Here is a 14,708-nt window from a genome sequence, read left to right as displayed (position 1 = left end):
GAACCGAGGAGTGCATATGAGTGCCGTGAACACCGACCGGATCGCGACCCTGACCCGTGTGTTGGAGCTGCTGCCGGAGTTGTCCACCGACGAGGCGCTGCGCGTCGCGGAGTGGGCCGAGACCGGTTCCAGCCCGTTGGACCCGGCTCGACTGGACGCCGCCGCCCGCGAACTCGCCTCCGGGCTGGGTGAGCACTTCGCCGACCGCGCTGTGGCCAACCGCATGCGCGGACTGGCCGGTCAGGTCATCACCGCCTACCTCGCCCGCGACGGCCGCGTGGGCGCGGCGATCCAGTAGCGGCGCCCCGGCCCGGCAGCCCTTCCGCTAAGAACCGGTCTGCCGGGCCGGGTCTCCCACTCATCACCGAAGTGATCAGGAGGAGTCTGATGCTAGTCGAACACCACTGCCTGGTGGTCGCCTGCGACGTGTGTGGTGACCGGTACGAGTCGACCGAGGGCGTGGTCTGGCACTTCGCCAGCGTGGACGAGGTGCGTCGCAAGTTCGACGCCGACGTCCGCGACACGCTCGCCGGTGAGATCGGCCTGGTGTGGGATCTCTGGTCCGACGGGCACGTGCGGTGCGATCAATGCCGGGCCCGTGCCCGCTGCTCCGAGCAGGGGCATGTCTGGGGCGAGTGGAGCCGGTGCCTGTGCCACATCACCGGCGCTCACCGCGACGAGGAGCGGCCTGCCCCGTGCCGGGAGCGGACCCGTTACTGCCGACGCTGCTGCGACCGCGACACCACCCACGACGACAAGGGCCCGCGTGAGGCGGGTGAGGGCTGGTGACGCCCGCCGCCGCGTGTGTCCGCATTCCCACGGCGTTCTGGAGGTTTCCGATGCTCCGCACCGTCTCTCGCGTCGTCGCCATCTGCGATGACTGCGGGACTACGGCCAGCGACGAGGACGCGACGGTCCTGGCCTTTGCCGACGAGGCCGACGCGTTTTGGGTGGTCACCAGCGAGTACGGGCCGGATGGCTATGGCGCATGGTCGTTGTTGCCGGGGGGCGGTCTGGTGTGCCACGCCTGCTACGCCCGCAGCCTCTGCGGGGATTCCGGCCACGACTGGCACGTCTACCCGTGCCAGTGCGCGGCGGCTGACCAGCCGAGCGGCTGCTCCGAGCTGGTCCGGGTCTGCCGACGCTGCGACACCGCGATGACGACCCACCGCGACGGGGGTGGTCAGCGATGACCCGCCTGGCCGAAGCCCTGCTGATCACGGTGGGCCTGCTGATCCTCGGCGCCCGGTACGCGGTGACCGGCCTGGTCACCGCGGGGCTGCCCGCAGTGGGCCTGCTGGTGGCGGCCCTGGTGTCCGGCCTGGTGCGCACGGCCGTGCTGCTGGTGGTGTTCCCGCTGGTGGCCGTGGCCTACGTGGCGGTGCGCCTGGCCGACGCCGCGGGTCGCGCGGTGCCCACGCCGCACCTGCCTCGCCTGGTGGAGGTGAGTGCGTGATGAGTGCTCGACAGCCCGGCGGCGACGTGGTCGACTCCTACCTCACCATCGAGGTCGACGACGCCGCGCTGTGGCCGACGGTGCGTGACCGCAAGGGCAACGCGGTGCGTTCGTACCGACCGGACCCGGCGGCGGTGCAGACCGCGGTACGGCGGGCGCGGGAGATGCGCCGCTACGACATCGGCGAGCTGGCCGAGGCTCCCAGTCATGACGAGATCGCCGAGGTGATCGCTCAGGGGGCGCGGCACCGCGCCGAGTTGCGCGACCTGGAGGACCTGCGGCACCAGCACGGCCTCGATCAGCAGCGCAAGCAGATCGGCCACGACGCCCAGGTCGCCGACGATCAGCGCGAGCATGACAACCACGTGCGCGCCGCCCAGCGGCGCAGGGACCGGGCGACCGATCCGACGACCACGCTGGTCCGCCTGTCCTGGGCGGAGAAGCACCTGCCCGGACTGGGGCTCGTGCCTGCCGTGTTCGCCCTGGTCGCGGGAGCGCTCAACGTGTTCGACCAGTTGACTCGGATCAACCCTGGTACCGCGGCGATCAACTGGGCGGTCGAACCGCTGTACACGTTCCCCCTGGTGGTGATCCTGCTGGCGCAGATGCTCGGTGCGCTGCCCAAGCCCGACTTCTCCCGCGGCCCCAAGGCGGCGTTCCGCACGAACCGCTATCTGGGCATGGAGGTCGGCCTCACCCTCGTCGCGGTCGTGCTCAACGTGGTGCCGCACTGGTTGCCGGCCGGCCATTGGTCCGGCGACCTGGTGTGGCTGGTGGTCCCGTCCGGGCTGGCGTTCTCGGCCTACCTGGTTCCCCGCCTGGTCACCGACATCCGCCAGGCCCTGCGGGAGTGGTCGACCGAGGCGTCGGACACCGCGGAGAACCCGAGCGAGAACGGGGGGCTCTCCACCGTCTCTGACCTGCATCGGGAGAACCCGCGCGCTGGGTTCTCCGGGGAGGCCGAGAACCGGCCGGAGAGCCCGGCGCGCACCCCCGCCCGCTACGGCTCCAAGGAACGCGCCCGCGACGAGTTCTGGCGACTGGTGGAGGCCGGAGAACTCGACCCCGCCACCGAGAAGGTCAACGCGATCGCCAAGCGGATCGGCACCCGCTGGGAGAACGCCCGCGACTTCCTCGCCGAGTGGCGCGAGACCACCGCGTCGGCCGCCTAGCCCCTGCTGATTCCCACGGCCCCGCCGCACGCCCGGCGGTGGGGCGGGGCCGACTCATCCCTTTTCCCGCCATCCAGCACCGAGGTGAGCACTGATGATGCCGCACGACGAGCACATGGGTGAGGTGATCCGGTTCCCTCACCGTGAGGCCACCGAGCAGACCGACGGTACGGTCGTGCGCGCGGTCGCCGAACGCATCGGCCACGACGACACCACCGAGACGACCGCCGACCAGGCTGCACCGTCGACCGAGCTGGTCGAGCGGGGCGAGCGTCGCCCGGCGATTCCGCCCGCGCTCACGGGCAAGGCCAAGGCCGCGTTGCCGGTCGGGGCTCGGGCGGCACGGTTCGCCGGCCGTCACCTGTACTGCCTGGGTGGCGGGGCGTTCGACATCTTCGCCGGTGCCTACGCGCGGTGGACCGGCCGCGACATCGACGAGCAGATCCGCCAGGCTAAGGCCGCGGGTGAGCACGGGGTGGCCGCCGACCTGCTGCGGCAGCGCACCGAGAACCGCAAGTTGTTCCTGGAGCGCATCCAGGTGTTCGGCAAGCTGCTGTTGCAGGTGCCGAAGTTCCTGGCCGGGGTGGGGTTGTTGATGTTGGCCACCACGCTGGTCATCTCGATCGCAGCGCAGATTCAGCCGGGCGGGATGACCTTCACCTCGGTGTGGACCGGCCTGTTCGATGCGGTGGCCGCCGGGTTCGAGTGGGCGTTGTGGGCGGCGTCGTGGGCCCCGTGGTCCGGGATCGTGCTGCTGGCCGGGGTGGTGATCAAGGGCTACAACACCCGGCGGCGCCGTCAGGACGTGCCCGGGTTCCTGGTCGCGCCCGGTACCCGTAGTCAGGAGGTCGAGATCACCCCGACCATCGTGGTCTCGGCGTTGCAGCGGTCGGGGATTCCGGCGCTGCGGCGGGCGATCGAGCGCATGGACGAGCACCAGCGTGCCGCGATGCTCTCGCCGGTCAAGCTCGCCGGATGCGGCGTGGAGGTGGACATCACCCTGCCCTCCAGCGGCGACACCACGGTGACCACCGAGCAGGTCCGCGCCAAACGGAGCGCGATCGCCGAAGGGTTGGGACGGCACGAGCACGAGGTGTTCATCACCTCGGCTGAAGCCGCCCGCACCGTGCGGCTCTGGATTGCCGATCCTGGGGCGCTCGACGAACCGATCGGACCGTCGCCGCTGATCAACGACGAGTTCGATGCCGCCGACGTCTTCTCCGGCCGCGCGCCGTGGGGTGTGACCCTGCGCGGGGACGCCTTCCTGCTCAAGCTCTGGCAGTGCCACCTGCTGATCACCGGGTTGTCCAACCAGGGCAAGACCGCTGCCCTGCGGGCGCTGCTGCTGTGGCTGCTGCTGGACCCCTCGGTGGAGATCCACCTGGCCGATCTCAAGGGCGTCGGTGACTACAACATGCTCAAACCCCTGGTCACCACCTACGTGGCCGGGCCGTCGGACGAGCACGTGGCCGCCGCGACCGAGATGGTCGAGTGGGGTGTGGAGGTGATGAACGAGCGGATCGCGGAGCTGGAGGCCAACGCCGACAAGTATCCCAACGGCGTCACCGCCGAGCTCTCCCGCGACCCGAACAGCGGGTTCCACCCGATCGTCCTAGTTGTCGACGAGGCCCAGGTGGCCTACGAGTGCCCCGCCAAGGACGCCCAGGGCGCCCCGTACGGCGGTGCCAAGGCGACCAGCCGATTCTTCAACGCCGTGCGCAAGATCCAGAATCAGGGCCGGGCGGTGAACGTGACGTTCTGGCAGGGCACCCAGGACCCCACCAACGAGAACCTGCCCATCCGGGCCCGCAACGGCGCTCACATCCGCGCCTCCCTGGTGGTGGCCACCGAGTCCCAGTCCCGCATGGGCCTCGGCGACGCCGCCGTGGACGCCGGTGGCGCCGCGCCCCACGAGCTGCGGCAGGGCAAGGACAAGGGCGTGCTGGTGGTCAAGGACGCCGACAACACCATCGAGACCGTCCGCACCCACTACATCGACGGCGCCACCGCCGAGGCCATCGCCGAACGCGCCCAGAAGATCCGCACCACCACGCCCCGCACCCGCACCGCGGAGGTCGAACAGCGGGACCTGCTGGCCGACGTCGCCGAAGTCCTCGGCGACGAGGACAAGGTCAAGGCCACCGACGTCGTGGCCCGGCTGCGCAAGCTCGCCCCGCGCTACCAGCCCTACGAGCAGCTCAACGCCGAAAAGCTCAAGGAGCGGCTGGACGCCGAGGGCGCAGAGGTGACCAAGGCGGGTGTGCTGACGGTGTATGCGGAGCGTGTCCGCAAGGCCCTCGCTGCCCGCGAGGGCGGGAACGAGACCGCCTAGGCCCACACTCGGCCCCCAGGCTGGTCATCGAGGGGCGCCCACCGCCGTTCCCTCACTCCCTCCCGACGCATTTCCCCAGCTCAACCCGAGGGAATGGCCACAGGGAACCGCGCAGGGAGTTTTCCCTCCCCACGCCCGCATTCCCTGCCCCATTCCCGCACCGTTCCCGACCCAAACCAGTCACACACAGTAATCGATTGGAGGTTCTGATGGACGAGTTCGACGAGCGCGGCGACTGGATCTGTCCGGAGTGTGCCAACGAGGGCACGCCCCATGGCTGCGCGTTCTGTGGCGCGGTCGACGGCAGCGACTGACCGCCCCGCGGGCCCGGTCGGTGTCTCGACCGGCCGGGCCCCTTCCCGCATCGAAACCGAACCGAATCAGCCCTGGGGGCTCCGTGACCACGTTCGATGTCGTCCTGCTCGCCGCTCTCGCCGCGGGTGCCTACCTGGCCACCTGCCTGGCCTGGCCGTACACCACCTGCCGCACCTGCCGGGGTGTCGGGCAGTTCCGGGTCCGCCTGCTGCGGGCGGTGCGGATCTGTCCTGCCTGCGAGGGCAGCGGCCTGCGACTGCGGGCCGGGCGGCGCGCCTGGAACCGCTACCGCCGCACCCACCAAGCCCGACGTCGCGACCACCACCGCTGAAGGAGGAACCGATGTCCACTCAGGACCGACCCACCACCGAGACCCGTTCTGACCGCCTTGCCCGGCTTTTCGACCGGGTTCCGGAGGCGGTGGCGTGCCGTCGTTGCGGTTCGCCGGTCCGCCCGCACCGCCGTGATCGGCGGGTGTGGGAGCACGTGACCACCGGTCTGGTCCGCTGCACGGGCACCCGCGGCGTCACCCACGCCACCCCGGTCGGATCCCAAATGGCCCTGACCTCGCTGGACGGGAAGGAGGTGGCGTGATGCGCGTGCGGATCGAGGACCGTGGTTGGTTGGCCGCGGCGGCCGGGTGGGCGGTGCGCAACCTGCACACCCGCGCCGCCGAGCCGATCTACGGCGGGCTGCTGTTGGCCGCGTCCGAGGGTGTGCTGTTGGTGGAGGGCTACGACAGCAACACGGCCACCTGGTTCCGGATGCCCGCCGGAACGCAGGAGTCGGGCACGGCGGTGGTGTCGGCACGACTGTTGGCCGAGATCACCCGGCTGCTGCCGCACCACGCGGTCGAGCTGGCCACGACCGACACCGAGCTGACCCTGGCCTGCGGGGCCAGCCGGGCCCGGCTGCCGTTGATGCCGGTCGAGGACTACCCGCCCCGGCCGACCGCGCCCCGGCCCGCGTGGTGGTGCGACGCCGGCGAGCTGGCCGCCGCGGTCGGTCGGGTGGCGGTGGCGGCCTCCCGCGAGGTCGGGGCGGCGGCTCTGGCCTGCGTGGCACTGGAGCTGCCCGGGGCCGACGGTGGGCCGCTGCGGTTGTATGCCACCGACCGGGCCAACCTGGCCGCCGCCCGTGTGGCGGCCGAGCCTGTCGGCGATCAGGCGGGGGAGTCGGGGCGGGTGCTGGTGTCGGCCGTCGCGGTCGACACCGCCGCGCGCACCCTGGCCGCCGAGCCCGGCCGGATCGGGATCGGGGTCTCGGGTCGCGTGCTGGCGTTGCAGAACGACACGCGCCGTATCGCCCTGTCCACGGTGGACCTAAAGGGCCACGACTACGAGGGCGTCCTCTCCGCGGCGTCCGGGCAGGAGTTCGTGGTGCACCGCGGTGAACTGGAGGGGGCGCTCAAGCGGCTGTCGCTGCACAAGGACGCCCCGAAAGCCCGGATCGACTGCCGTGCCAACGAGCTGCGTCTGGCGGTGTGCGGCCAGCACGGCCACAGCGAGGAGATTCTTGCGGTGGACTACACGGGCGAGCCGGTCACCGTCGGCATGTTCACCCACCGCCTGGCCACCGCCCTGGGAAGCCTCGGCACCGACCTGGCGCACCTGACCGTGCCGCCCCAACCGAACCGGCCCTGGCTGCTGCGCCCGGTCACCGACCACGGCACCCCGGATGACACCTACCGGCACATGGTCATCCCCGCCCAGCTCTTCGACCAGGACCAGGAGGCCGCATGAGCCTGCGCATCGGCAGCCTGTTCACCGGGTACGGCGGCCTCGACCTCGCCGTCGAGGACGCGCTCGGCGGGGCGGTGGTCTGGCACGCCGACAACGACCCCGCCGCGAGCGCGGTGCTGGCGTATCACCAGCCCGACGTGCCGAACCTCGGCGACGTCACCGCCATCGACTGGACCACCACCGAGCCGGTCGATGTGCTCACCGGCGGATTCCCCTGCCAGGACCTCAGTTTGGCCGGGCGCCGCGTCGGCCTGGCCGGTGCCCGCTCCGGGCTGTGGGAGCACATGGCCCGCGCCATCGACGCCCTTCGACCTGGACTGGTGGTGATCGAGAATGTCCGCGGACTCCTGTCCGCCCCAGCAGCCGCTGGCGACCTGGAACCCTGCCCGTGGTGTGTGGGAGACCGGCCAACCCGCGTTCTGCGGGCACTCGGAGCCGTACTCGGCGAGCTGGCCGACCTCGGGTATGACGCGGCGTGGTGCGGCCTGGCTGCTGCCGACATCGGCGCCCCCCATGCCAGGTTCCGCGTCTTCCTCCTCGCCCACCGACGGGCGGCTGCTGCCCACGCCGACGACCTCGGACGCCAACGGCCCCGGTCACCACGGCACCGGGGCGCCGGACCTGCGCACCATGGTGACCCTGCTGCCCACGCCCCGAGCCACCGACGGGGCGAAGGGCGGGCCGAACCAGCGGGGCTCGGCGGGGGATCTGACGCTGCCCTCGGCGGTGACCGCGATTGGGGCCCCTACGGGGCCGCCATCCACCGCTGGGAACAGCTCCTCGGCCGGCGCGCACCCGCACCGACCCGACCCGGACGACGCGGCGGCGAACAACTCGCCCCCGCCTTCGTCGAGTGGCCGATGGGCCTGCCGGCCGGACACGTCACCGCCGTGCCCGGCCTGACCCGCAACGACCAACTCCGACTGCTCGGCAACGGCGTCGTCCCCCAACAAGCCACCGCCGCGCTCGCCACGCTGCTGCCACGAACCAGCCCCGCGCTCGCCCCACGCCACGACGAGCAGGCCGCCTGAGCCCCACCACCCGAATCGCCTTTGCCGGAGGACACCATGCCCGACCACCTGCCCGACAGCCTGTTCCCACCCCGGGAGGGCGAACTCGACCCCGTACGCGGATTCCTTGGCTGCCTGATGACCTGCCCGGCCCACCGCGCCCGAGAGCTGCTGGCCGGCATGCGGCCCACCGACGCCGGACCCGGCATCCGCGGCGTCGTGGTCGAGCTGATCCTCACCGTCGTGGCCGCCGGGATCGACCCGGACCCGCGGGTGCTGCTCGGCGAGGCCCGCCGCCGCGGCCTGCTCGACACCGAGGACCGACACAAGCAGTTCGCCCACTGGATCTTCGAAACCCACCAGTTCGCGCCCTACCCCGAGGCCGGAGCGCGGCTGAAGGCCGACGTCCTGGAATCCGCGCTGCGGTGGGCAGTGGCCGAACACGCCCAACGCCTGCTCACCGCCGCCGCACACGCCAGCCTCACCGACCTGCACACCCTCGTCGACCTCGACGACGACCTCGTCGACCTCTGGCACCGCACCGAGAACGAACTCCGCGCCTGGGACCGCGAGCCCGCCCCCGAGCAGGTCGTACGCCCCGCCCCGGAACAGCCGTCGACCAACAGGAGGGCTGCATGAGCGCTGAATTCGACCGTGCCGTGTCGGCGATCGATCAGGTTCTGTCCGACCGGGGCGAGTGCGCTCGCTGTGGACAGCCGCTCGGGGATTCCCCCTCGCTGGACTTCTGCACCGAGGATTGCCAGAGCGCGTGGCTGGTTGACCAGGCCAGCTCCGTGCCCGTCGACGGCGGGCGCAGCCCCGAGACGCCCACGACCGGCAGCGCGAGAGAGGAACCGTTGACCTGGCTGGGACACCCCGCACCGACCGGGCGCGATGGGCACCAGGTGCTCGACGACGTGACCGCGTTCATCCGGCGGTTCAACGCTTTCCCGGACGAGCACTGCGCGCCGACCCTGGCGTTGTGGTACGCCCACACCCACGCCGCCGAGTACTTCTACGTCTCCCCGCGGCTGATCCTGGACTCCGCCGAGCCCGGCAGCGGCAAGACCCGCGTGCTCGAAGTGGCCCAGTACCTCGTCAAGGCACCGGAGATGACCATCTCCGCGACCACGGCGGCGCTGTTCCGCATGGTCGCCGACGGGCCGATCACGATCCTCTTCGATGAGGTCGACACGATCTTCAACCCGAAAACCGGCGGGAACTACGAGGATCTGCGCGGAATGCTCAACGCCGGGTACAAGCGCTCAGCCACCATCGCCCGCTGCGTCGGTGACGCGAAGAAAATGGACGTGCAACGCTTCCCGGTCTACGCCCCGGCCGCGCTGGCCGGGATCGCCGGGGGCATGCCGGCCACCATCACTACTCGCGCGATCACCATCCACATGCGCAAGCGCGCACCGGACGAGTACGTCGAACCCTTCCGCGAACGCGACGTCGAAGCCCAGGCTCGCCCGTTGCGTGACGAGATGGCCGCCTGGATCACCAGCGTCGCCGACCAGCTGGCCGCCGCGCGTCCGCAGATGCCCGACGGTGTCGTCGACCGGCCCGCCGAGATCTGGGAACCGCTGCTGGCCATCGCCGACGCCGCTGGGGGCCACTGGCCCGACACCGCCCGTGCTGCCTGCACCCACTTCGTCGCCGCCACCAACACCAACGGCTCGATCGGTGTGCGACTCCTGGCAGACCTGCGGGAGCTGTTCACAGCGCGAGGAAGCGACCGCATGCCCACCTCCGAGATCCTCCCCGCCCTGCACGAGTTGGACGAGGCACCGTGGGCCGATCTGAACGGCAAACCGCTCGACAACCGCCGACTAGCCAAGGAGCTTGGACGCTACGGCGTCAAACCGATGGTGTTCAAGGACGCAGCCAACGAGTCGCGCCGCGGCTATGTCACCTTCGCCACCGTCAAGCCGGTTGAGCAGGTCGGCCTCAGCGACGCATGGCGTCGCTACCTGCCGCCGGAGACCCGTATTCCTGCGTAACTTGCGTAACCAGCGTAACCATCCAGGTCAGGCGGTTACGGCAAAGAACCCGGGTTACGTCCAGATCCGTAACCCCGCCTGTTCAGTTACGCATCCATGCGTAACCGCCGAAACCATACGTAACCGCCTGACCAGTGAAGTTACGCCAGTTACGCAAGTTACGCCCAGGAGCCGCTCTGTACTACGGACCGCCACGACTCCATCTAAGGGGACGCCATGGCTCGCCGACGCGAGTACCTCACCATCCCCGATCTCTGCGAGGAGATCGGGATCTCCCGAGACACCTTCTACAAGTGGCGCGCCAAGGGAATCGCGCCGCGTTGCACAAAGCTGCCGAACGGAGAACTCCGCGTCTGCCGCGACGACCTCGACATGTGGCTCGACACCTGCAAGGAGGCCGCCTGAATGCCGACCAGCTTCGACGTGAGCGTGTGGAACATCAAGCCGCGCAAGAACAAGCACGGCAGAGTGACCAGCTACAGCGTTCGGTGGCGCGTCGGCTCCGCCGAGTTCTACGAGTCGTTCAAGTCGCGCGCCCAAGCGGACGGCTTTCGTTCCGACCTCGTCTCCGCCCAGAACCGTGGCGAGCCCTTCGACACGGTTGCCGGCCTCCCGGCGTCGATGGGACGTAGGCGTCGCGACATGCCCTGGTTCGACCTCGCATGCGAGTACGTCGACATGAAGTGGCCCGAGTCCGCGGCGACGGCCCGACAAACGTTGGCCGAGGCCCTGATTCGGGTCACCCCCGTGTTCCTGCCGCAGGGTCGCGGGCGACCCGATGACCGCGCCATCCGGTCCGCACTTCGTGGATGGGGGTTCAACCCGCAGAAGCGCTCGGAGGAAGTTCCCGTCGAGGTCAAGGAGATTCTCGACTGGTGCTCACGCCACAGCCTGCCGGTGAGCGTGGCTCAGGAACAGCGAGTGCTGGACGCCCTTGAGAAAGCGGTCACTACGCGCCTGTCCGGAGAGAAGTACGCACCGTCGGTGGCGCGCAAGACCCGCACCGTCTTGTCGAGCGTCCTGTCCTACGGCGCCAAGCGGGGAGCCCTGGACGACAACCCGCTCCGCGAGGAGAAGTGGGCATCGATGCCGAAGGGATCCCGCACGATCGATCCCCGAACCGTTCCCAACCCGGTGCAGGCCCGCACGCTGTTGGCCGGAGTCCGCCAGATCCAGCGGAGCGGCCCGCGCCTGGAGGCGTTCTTCGGCGTGATGTATTTCGCCGGGCTGCGGCCAGAAGAGGCCGTCGCGCTCCGCGTCTCCAACCTGAACCTCCCGAAGGCGGGTTGGGGGGAGATCTACGTCGAAGACGCCCACCCTCACGCCGGACGCCACTGGACCGGGACCGGGAAAGCACGCGAGGTCCGAGGGCTCAAGAACAGAGGGACGGACGAGGGGAGGCCGGTCCCGTGCTCTCCCGAACTCACCGATCTGCTGAACAGGCACCTGGCCGAGTACGAGCCCACGGGCTTGGTCTTCACCGGCGAGCGAGGAGAGGACGTGCCGAAGATGACCTACATGCGGGTGTGGCGAGCCGCACGCGCGGCGACTTTCACCAAGGAGGTGGTGGCCTCGCGGCTGTGCCGGCGCCCGTACTCCCTGCGGCATGCCGCGGTCAGCTCCTGGCTCGCAGCCGGGGTCGATCCGGCGACGGTGGCCCGCTGGGCGGGTCACTCCGTGGCCGTGCTGCTGGAGATCTACGCGGCATGCCTGCACGGACAGGACGTGGTTTCGCGCCAGCGGGTAGAGGACTTCTTCGGCTACCGATCCGACGCCTGAGGCGTGTACGTGCATTGCACGTGAACTACGGCAGACCCTGCCCGCCAGTGGCAGACGGTGACCGAACGACAGAACCGCCCTTGGCGGCGTTCTGCCTGCTCAGGGGCGGTTCTGGCTGGTCTTGCTGTGCGCCCTCGGCAGGACTCGAACCTGCGACACCTGCCTCCGGAGGGCAGTGCTCTATCCGCTGAGCTACGAGGGCTTGTTCCCTGCGGACGATCACTAGCTTAGCGCACCCTCCCGGCGCCCTCCGAACCGGGGGCGCCTTCCGCGTCTCTCCGGGGCCCGATCCCGGCGGGGCAGTGGAGAGCAAGGGAACTTTTCTGCCACATGTGGCAGAAAAGTTCCCTTGCTCCAGGTCGCAGCGGCCCGCTGCCACGGGTACTTGCAACCATGCGCATCTGACTATATATCTGGTGGAGGCGGAAGGAGGTGTGCCGATGGGGCATGGCCACGGGCACGGCACCGCAGCCGATGCGGTGAGCGCGTCCGGAAGGTACCGGCGGCGGATGGTCGGGGCGTTCGTGATCCTGTTCGCCTTCTTCGTGCTGGAGGCGGTCGTCGGGTTCACCAGCTCGTCGCTCGCGCTGCTGTCCGATGCCGGGCACATGCTCACCGACGTGCTCGGGGTGGGGATGGCGCTCGCGGCGATCACCGCTGCTCAACGGCCCACCAGCGGCAAGCGGACCTTCGGCCTCTACCGCGTGGAAGTGCTGGCGGCGCTCGCTAACGCGATGTTGCTGTTCGGCGTCGCCGGCTACATCGTCTACGAGGCCGTCGACCGGCTCCGCCAGCCCCCGGAGGTCGCCGGGCTGCCGATGATCCTCACCGCGGCGACCGGGCTCGTGGCGAACCTCGCCGTGTTCGGCCTGCTCCGGAGTGGCGCGGACGAGAGCCTGAACGTTCGCGGCGCCTACCTGGAAGTGCTCGCCGACACCGTCGGATCCGTCGGGGTCCTGTTCGGTGGGCTGCTGACCTGGGCTTTCGGCTGGTACCTGGCCGACCCGATCGTGGCGGTCGCGGTGGGCCTGTTCGTCCTGCCGCGCACCTTCAAGCTCGCCCGCCAGGCGCTGCGGATCCTCGTCCAACAGGCCCCCGACCGCGTCGACGTCACCGAGCTGCGCGACGAGCTGGCCAAGCTCCCGTCGGTCACCGAGGTCCACGACCTGCACGTGTGGACCCTCACTTCCGGTATGGAGGTCGCCTCGGCCCACCTGACCACCGGCGCGGACGCCGACCACGGTGGTGTCCTGGTCGCCGCGCAGCGCCTGCTGTCCGAGCGCTACCGCATCGACCACGCCACGCTCCAGGTCGAACCGGCGGAGTGCGCCAGGCGCTGCCAGGCGCTCACCTGGTGAGGAAGGGGAGCAAGGGAACTTTCCTGTCACATGTGGCAGAAAAGTTCCCTTCCTCGCACCAGCGAGAGGACGGTCGGGTGCCATGACGATGAAGGGAACCTTCCTGTCATCCGTGGCGGAGGAGTTCCCTTCCTCGCGCCCTGCGTGACAGAAAGGTTCCCTTCCTCACCGGGAAGGCAGGACCCCGGCGTGGCGAGCCGCGAGCATCCGACGCATGAACTCGGCCTCCGCCCGTTGCGCGCCCAGCATGTTCGCGGCCAGCTCGCGGACGGCGGGCACGGCCGCGTGCCGGGCGCCGTAGTCGGCCATGGGGGCGCCGCCCTCGTGGTGGCGCAGCATCAGCTGGAGGAAGTAGACGTCGAACTCCGGGCCGCGCAGCGCCCGGAGGCGGGAGAGTTCGTCCGCGGTGGCCATGCCAGGCATGGGGCCGGTGGTCCGGGCGTCGGCGGTCAGCGAGGCGGCGTGGTGGTGCTGCGCGGTCATCCACTGCATGGCCGGGCCGGTGGGTTGCGCGGGTTGGCCCCAGAGGTCGAGCCAGCCCTGCATGCGGCCGATCTGGTCCCGCTGGTTGGTGTCGATGTCGAAGGCGAGCTGGCGCACCGCGGCGTCGGAGGTGCGTTCGCGCGCCAGGGTGGCCATGGTCACCGCCTGCTGGTGGTGGGTGGTCATGTCCTGCGCGAAGCCGGTGTCGACGGCGGTCGGACGCGGATCGGCGGACAGCGTCGGGACCTTGATGAGCAGGCCGAGCGCCGCGCCGAGCAGCAGCAGCGCCAGGGTGCCCGCGGTGGCGGTGAGGACGCGCACGGTCACCGCCCCATCGGGCCGCCGCCCGCGGCGCCGCGGCCGTTCATGGGCACCGCGTCCGGGCCGGGCGGGGTGGGATCGAACGGTGGTGGGGCGGAGATGTCGAAGGTCCCGGGGTGCGCCTGGCAAGTCGCCCCCACTTCCGGGTAGACGCCGTGGGAGTTCAGCCGCAGCGCGGCGATGAACTGGTCGATGCGCGGGTCGTCGGCGCGGTCGACCTTGAGCTGGTGGCCCCAGGACTGCAACGAGATCGGCCGGTCGAGCCCGGGGTAGGGCGACATCATGGTGTACGGCTTGCCGTCGACGCGGGCCGCGAGGCGCCGCAGTCCGGCGTCGTCGACCCGCCCGGGGGCGTAGGCGATCCACACGGCCCCGTGCTCCAGCGAGTGGACCATGTTCTCGCTGCGCACCGGCCGCGGGTAGACCACGCCGGTGCAGTCGGCCCACACCCCGTCGTGCGGTCCGCCGAACGGCGGGCTGTGGTCGTAGGCGACCCGCTGGTCCGGGGCGACGTGCGGCCGGTCCCGGTACTGGACGATCTGCACGCCGGGGATGGCCCGCGACGGGTCGGGGTTCTGCGGGGTCGGCCGGAACGAGGGAGCGGCCTGCCCGGTGCTGCGGCCCAGTACGTGGCCGAAGAACACCGCCGCGAGCACCAGCGCGACGGTGGCCGCGACGACCCACGCGGGGGAACTCCTCCGGACGTCACTGCTCGCCATGTCGGACCTCGCACTCGA

The 14,708-nt window shown here is 70.5% G+C and carries 17 protein-coding genes and 1 tRNA gene; 15 read left to right on the top strand and 3 right to left on the bottom strand.

Translation table 11 applies throughout. The features are described from left to right. The first annotated feature begins 16 nt into the window (after positions 1 to 16). From NV263_RS25820 to NV263_RS25755, 14 genes are all read left to right on the top strand, one after another. Complete coding sequence (locus NV263_RS25820; RefSeq protein ID WP_263249218.1) at positions 17 to 298, top strand: hypothetical protein; 282 nt, start codon at positions 17 to 19, stop codon at positions 296 to 298. 89 nt (positions 299 to 387) lie between these two features. Further along, complete coding sequence (locus tag NV263_RS25815) at positions 388 to 789, top strand: hypothetical protein (protein ID WP_263249217.1); 402 nt, start codon at positions 388 to 390, stop codon at positions 787 to 789. Positions 790 to 839: 50 nt separating this feature from the next. Next, complete coding sequence (locus NV263_RS25810) at positions 840 to 1,193, top strand: hypothetical protein (protein ID WP_263249216.1); 354 nt, start codon at positions 840 to 842, stop codon at positions 1,191 to 1,193. Beyond that, positions 1,190 to 1,456 carry a hypothetical protein gene (locus NV263_RS25805; RefSeq protein WP_263249215.1) on the top strand — a complete coding sequence of 89 codons (267 nt, stop codon included), beginning with the start codon at positions 1,190 to 1,192 and terminating at the stop codon, positions 1,454 to 1,456. The genes NV263_RS25810 and NV263_RS25805 overlap by 4 nt, the downstream gene beginning before the upstream one ends. Continuing rightward, on the top strand, positions 1,456 to 2,628 hold the full coding sequence (locus NV263_RS25800; RefSeq protein ID WP_263249214.1) for a hypothetical protein: 1,173 nt from the start codon (positions 1,456 to 1,458) through the stop codon (positions 2,626 to 2,628). The genes NV263_RS25805 and NV263_RS25800 overlap by 1 nt, the downstream gene beginning before the upstream one ends. A 94-nt stretch (positions 2,629 to 2,722) precedes the next feature. Continuing rightward, positions 2,723 to 4,960, top strand: coding sequence for an FtsK/SpoIIIE domain-containing protein (locus NV263_RS25795; RefSeq protein WP_263249213.1), 2,238 nt, complete (start codon positions 2,723 to 2,725; stop codon positions 4,958 to 4,960). 397 nt (positions 4,961 to 5,357) lie between these two features. After that, on the top strand, positions 5,358 to 5,606 hold the full coding sequence (locus NV263_RS25790) for a hypothetical protein (protein ID WP_263249212.1): 249 nt from the start codon (positions 5,358 to 5,360) through the stop codon (positions 5,604 to 5,606). 11 nt (positions 5,607 to 5,617) lie between these two features. Beyond that, entirely contained in the window at positions 5,618 to 5,869 is a 252-nt protein-coding gene (locus tag NV263_RS25785; RefSeq protein ID WP_263249211.1) for a hypothetical protein, read from the top strand. Beyond that, positions 5,869 to 7,017 (top strand): DNA polymerase III subunit beta, encoded by a 1,149-nt coding sequence (locus NV263_RS25780; protein WP_263249210.1) that lies wholly within the window; start codon positions 5,869 to 5,871, stop codon positions 7,015 to 7,017. The genes NV263_RS25785 and NV263_RS25780 overlap by 1 nt, the downstream gene beginning before the upstream one ends. Continuing rightward, positions 7,014 to 8,048 carry a DNA cytosine methyltransferase gene (locus NV263_RS25775; protein ID WP_263249209.1) on the top strand — a complete coding sequence of 345 codons (1,035 nt, stop codon included), beginning with the start codon at positions 7,014 to 7,016 and terminating at the stop codon, positions 8,046 to 8,048. Before NV263_RS25780 ends, NV263_RS25775 begins: the two co-directional genes overlap by 4 nt. Before the next feature lie 36 nt (positions 8,049 to 8,084). Then, positions 8,085 to 8,666, top strand: a complete 582-nt coding sequence (locus NV263_RS25770) for a hypothetical protein (RefSeq protein ID WP_263249208.1) — start codon at positions 8,085 to 8,087, stop codon at positions 8,664 to 8,666. Then, the gene (locus tag NV263_RS25765) at positions 8,663 to 10,030 is read left to right on the top strand and encodes a DUF3631 domain-containing protein (RefSeq protein ID WP_263249207.1); all 1,368 of its coding nucleotides are present in this window, start codon (positions 8,663 to 8,665) and stop codon (positions 10,028 to 10,030) included. Before NV263_RS25770 ends, NV263_RS25765 begins: the two co-directional genes overlap by 4 nt. A 216-nt stretch (positions 10,031 to 10,246) precedes the next feature. Next, positions 10,247 to 10,435 (top strand): helix-turn-helix transcriptional regulator, encoded by a 189-nt coding sequence (locus tag NV263_RS25760; RefSeq protein ID WP_263249206.1) that lies wholly within the window; start codon positions 10,247 to 10,249, stop codon positions 10,433 to 10,435. Then, positions 10,436 to 11,809 (top strand): tyrosine-type recombinase/integrase, encoded by a 1,374-nt coding sequence (locus NV263_RS25755; RefSeq protein ID WP_263249205.1) that lies wholly within the window; start codon positions 10,436 to 10,438, stop codon positions 11,807 to 11,809. It abuts the gene before it with no gap. A gap of 129 nt (positions 11,810 to 11,938) precedes the next feature. On the opposite strand, the gene NV263_RS25750 is transcribed toward NV263_RS25755, so the two are convergent. Next, a tRNA-Arg gene (locus tag NV263_RS25750) sits at positions 11,939 to 12,011 on the bottom strand. Between the two features lie 238 nt (positions 12,012 to 12,249). On the opposite strand from NV263_RS25750, the gene NV263_RS25745 reads away from it, so the two are divergent. Further along, positions 12,250 to 13,167, top strand: coding sequence for a cation diffusion facilitator family transporter (locus NV263_RS25745; RefSeq protein WP_263249204.1), 918 nt, complete (start codon positions 12,250 to 12,252; stop codon positions 13,165 to 13,167). Between the two features lie 165 nt (positions 13,168 to 13,332). Here the strand turns inward: NV263_RS25745 and NV263_RS25740 are convergent, their stop codons facing one another. Both NV263_RS25740 and NV263_RS25735 read right to left on the bottom strand, forming a co-directional pair. Beyond that, complete coding sequence (locus NV263_RS25740; protein WP_263249203.1) at positions 13,333 to 13,977, bottom strand: DUF305 domain-containing protein; 645 nt, start codon at positions 13,975 to 13,977, stop codon at positions 13,333 to 13,335. Continuing rightward, on the bottom strand, positions 13,974 to 14,690 hold the full coding sequence (locus NV263_RS25735) for a DUF3105 domain-containing protein (RefSeq protein ID WP_263249202.1): 717 nt from the start codon (positions 14,688 to 14,690) through the stop codon (positions 13,974 to 13,976). The genes NV263_RS25740 and NV263_RS25735 overlap by 4 nt, the downstream gene beginning before the upstream one ends. Positions 14,691 to 14,708 lie beyond the last annotated feature (18 nt).

It is taken from the genome of Saccharopolyspora rosea, from assembly GCF_025643595.1.
GTDB classification, from domain to species: domain Bacteria; phylum Actinomycetota; class Actinomycetes; order Mycobacteriales; family Pseudonocardiaceae; genus Saccharopolyspora; species Saccharopolyspora rosea.
Note: the sequence above shows the minus strand (reverse complement) of the source record. Positions and strands in the feature narration are given on the sequence as shown.

What these genes read in the sequence shown, in the direction of transcription:
- NV263_RS25820 (WP_263249218.1), top strand. Translation starts at nt 17, where the DNA reads ATGAGTGCCGTGAACACCGACCGGATCGCGACCCTGACCCGTGTGTTG.
- NV263_RS25815 (WP_263249217.1), top strand. Translation starts at nt 388, where the DNA reads ATGCTAGTCGAACACCACTGCCTGGTGGTCGCCTGCGACGTGTGTGGT.
- NV263_RS25810 (WP_263249216.1), top strand. Translation starts at nt 840, where the DNA reads ATGCTCCGCACCGTCTCTCGCGTCGTCGCCATCTGCGATGACTGCGGG.
- NV263_RS25805 (WP_263249215.1), top strand. Translation starts at nt 1,190, where the DNA reads ATGACCCGCCTGGCCGAAGCCCTGCTGATCACGGTGGGCCTGCTGATC.
- NV263_RS25800 (WP_263249214.1), top strand. Translation starts at nt 1,456, where the DNA reads ATGAGTGCTCGACAGCCCGGCGGCGACGTGGTCGACTCCTACCTCACC.
- NV263_RS25795 (WP_263249213.1), top strand. Translation starts at nt 2,723, where the DNA reads ATGATGCCGCACGACGAGCACATGGGTGAGGTGATCCGGTTCCCTCAC.
- NV263_RS25785 (WP_263249211.1), top strand. Translation starts at nt 5,618, where the DNA reads ATGTCCACTCAGGACCGACCCACCACCGAGACCCGTTCTGACCGCCTT.
- NV263_RS25780 (WP_263249210.1), top strand. Translation starts at nt 5,869, where the DNA reads ATGCGCGTGCGGATCGAGGACCGTGGTTGGTTGGCCGCGGCGGCCGGG.
- NV263_RS25775 (WP_263249209.1), top strand. Translation starts at nt 7,014, where the DNA reads ATGAGCCTGCGCATCGGCAGCCTGTTCACCGGGTACGGCGGCCTCGAC.
- NV263_RS25770 (WP_263249208.1), top strand. Translation starts at nt 8,085, where the DNA reads ATGCCCGACCACCTGCCCGACAGCCTGTTCCCACCCCGGGAGGGCGAA.
- NV263_RS25765 (WP_263249207.1), top strand. Translation starts at nt 8,663, where the DNA reads ATGAGCGCTGAATTCGACCGTGCCGTGTCGGCGATCGATCAGGTTCTG.
- NV263_RS25760 (WP_263249206.1), top strand. Translation starts at nt 10,247, where the DNA reads ATGGCTCGCCGACGCGAGTACCTCACCATCCCCGATCTCTGCGAGGAG.
- NV263_RS25755 (WP_263249205.1), top strand. Translation starts at nt 10,436, where the DNA reads ATGCCGACCAGCTTCGACGTGAGCGTGTGGAACATCAAGCCGCGCAAG.
- NV263_RS25745 (WP_263249204.1), top strand. Translation starts at nt 12,250, where the DNA reads ATGGGGCATGGCCACGGGCACGGCACCGCAGCCGATGCGGTGAGCGCG.
- NV263_RS25735 (WP_263249202.1), bottom strand. Translation starts at nt 14,690, where the DNA reads ATGGCGAGCAGTGACGTCCGGAGGAGTTCCCCCGCGTGGGTCGTCGCG.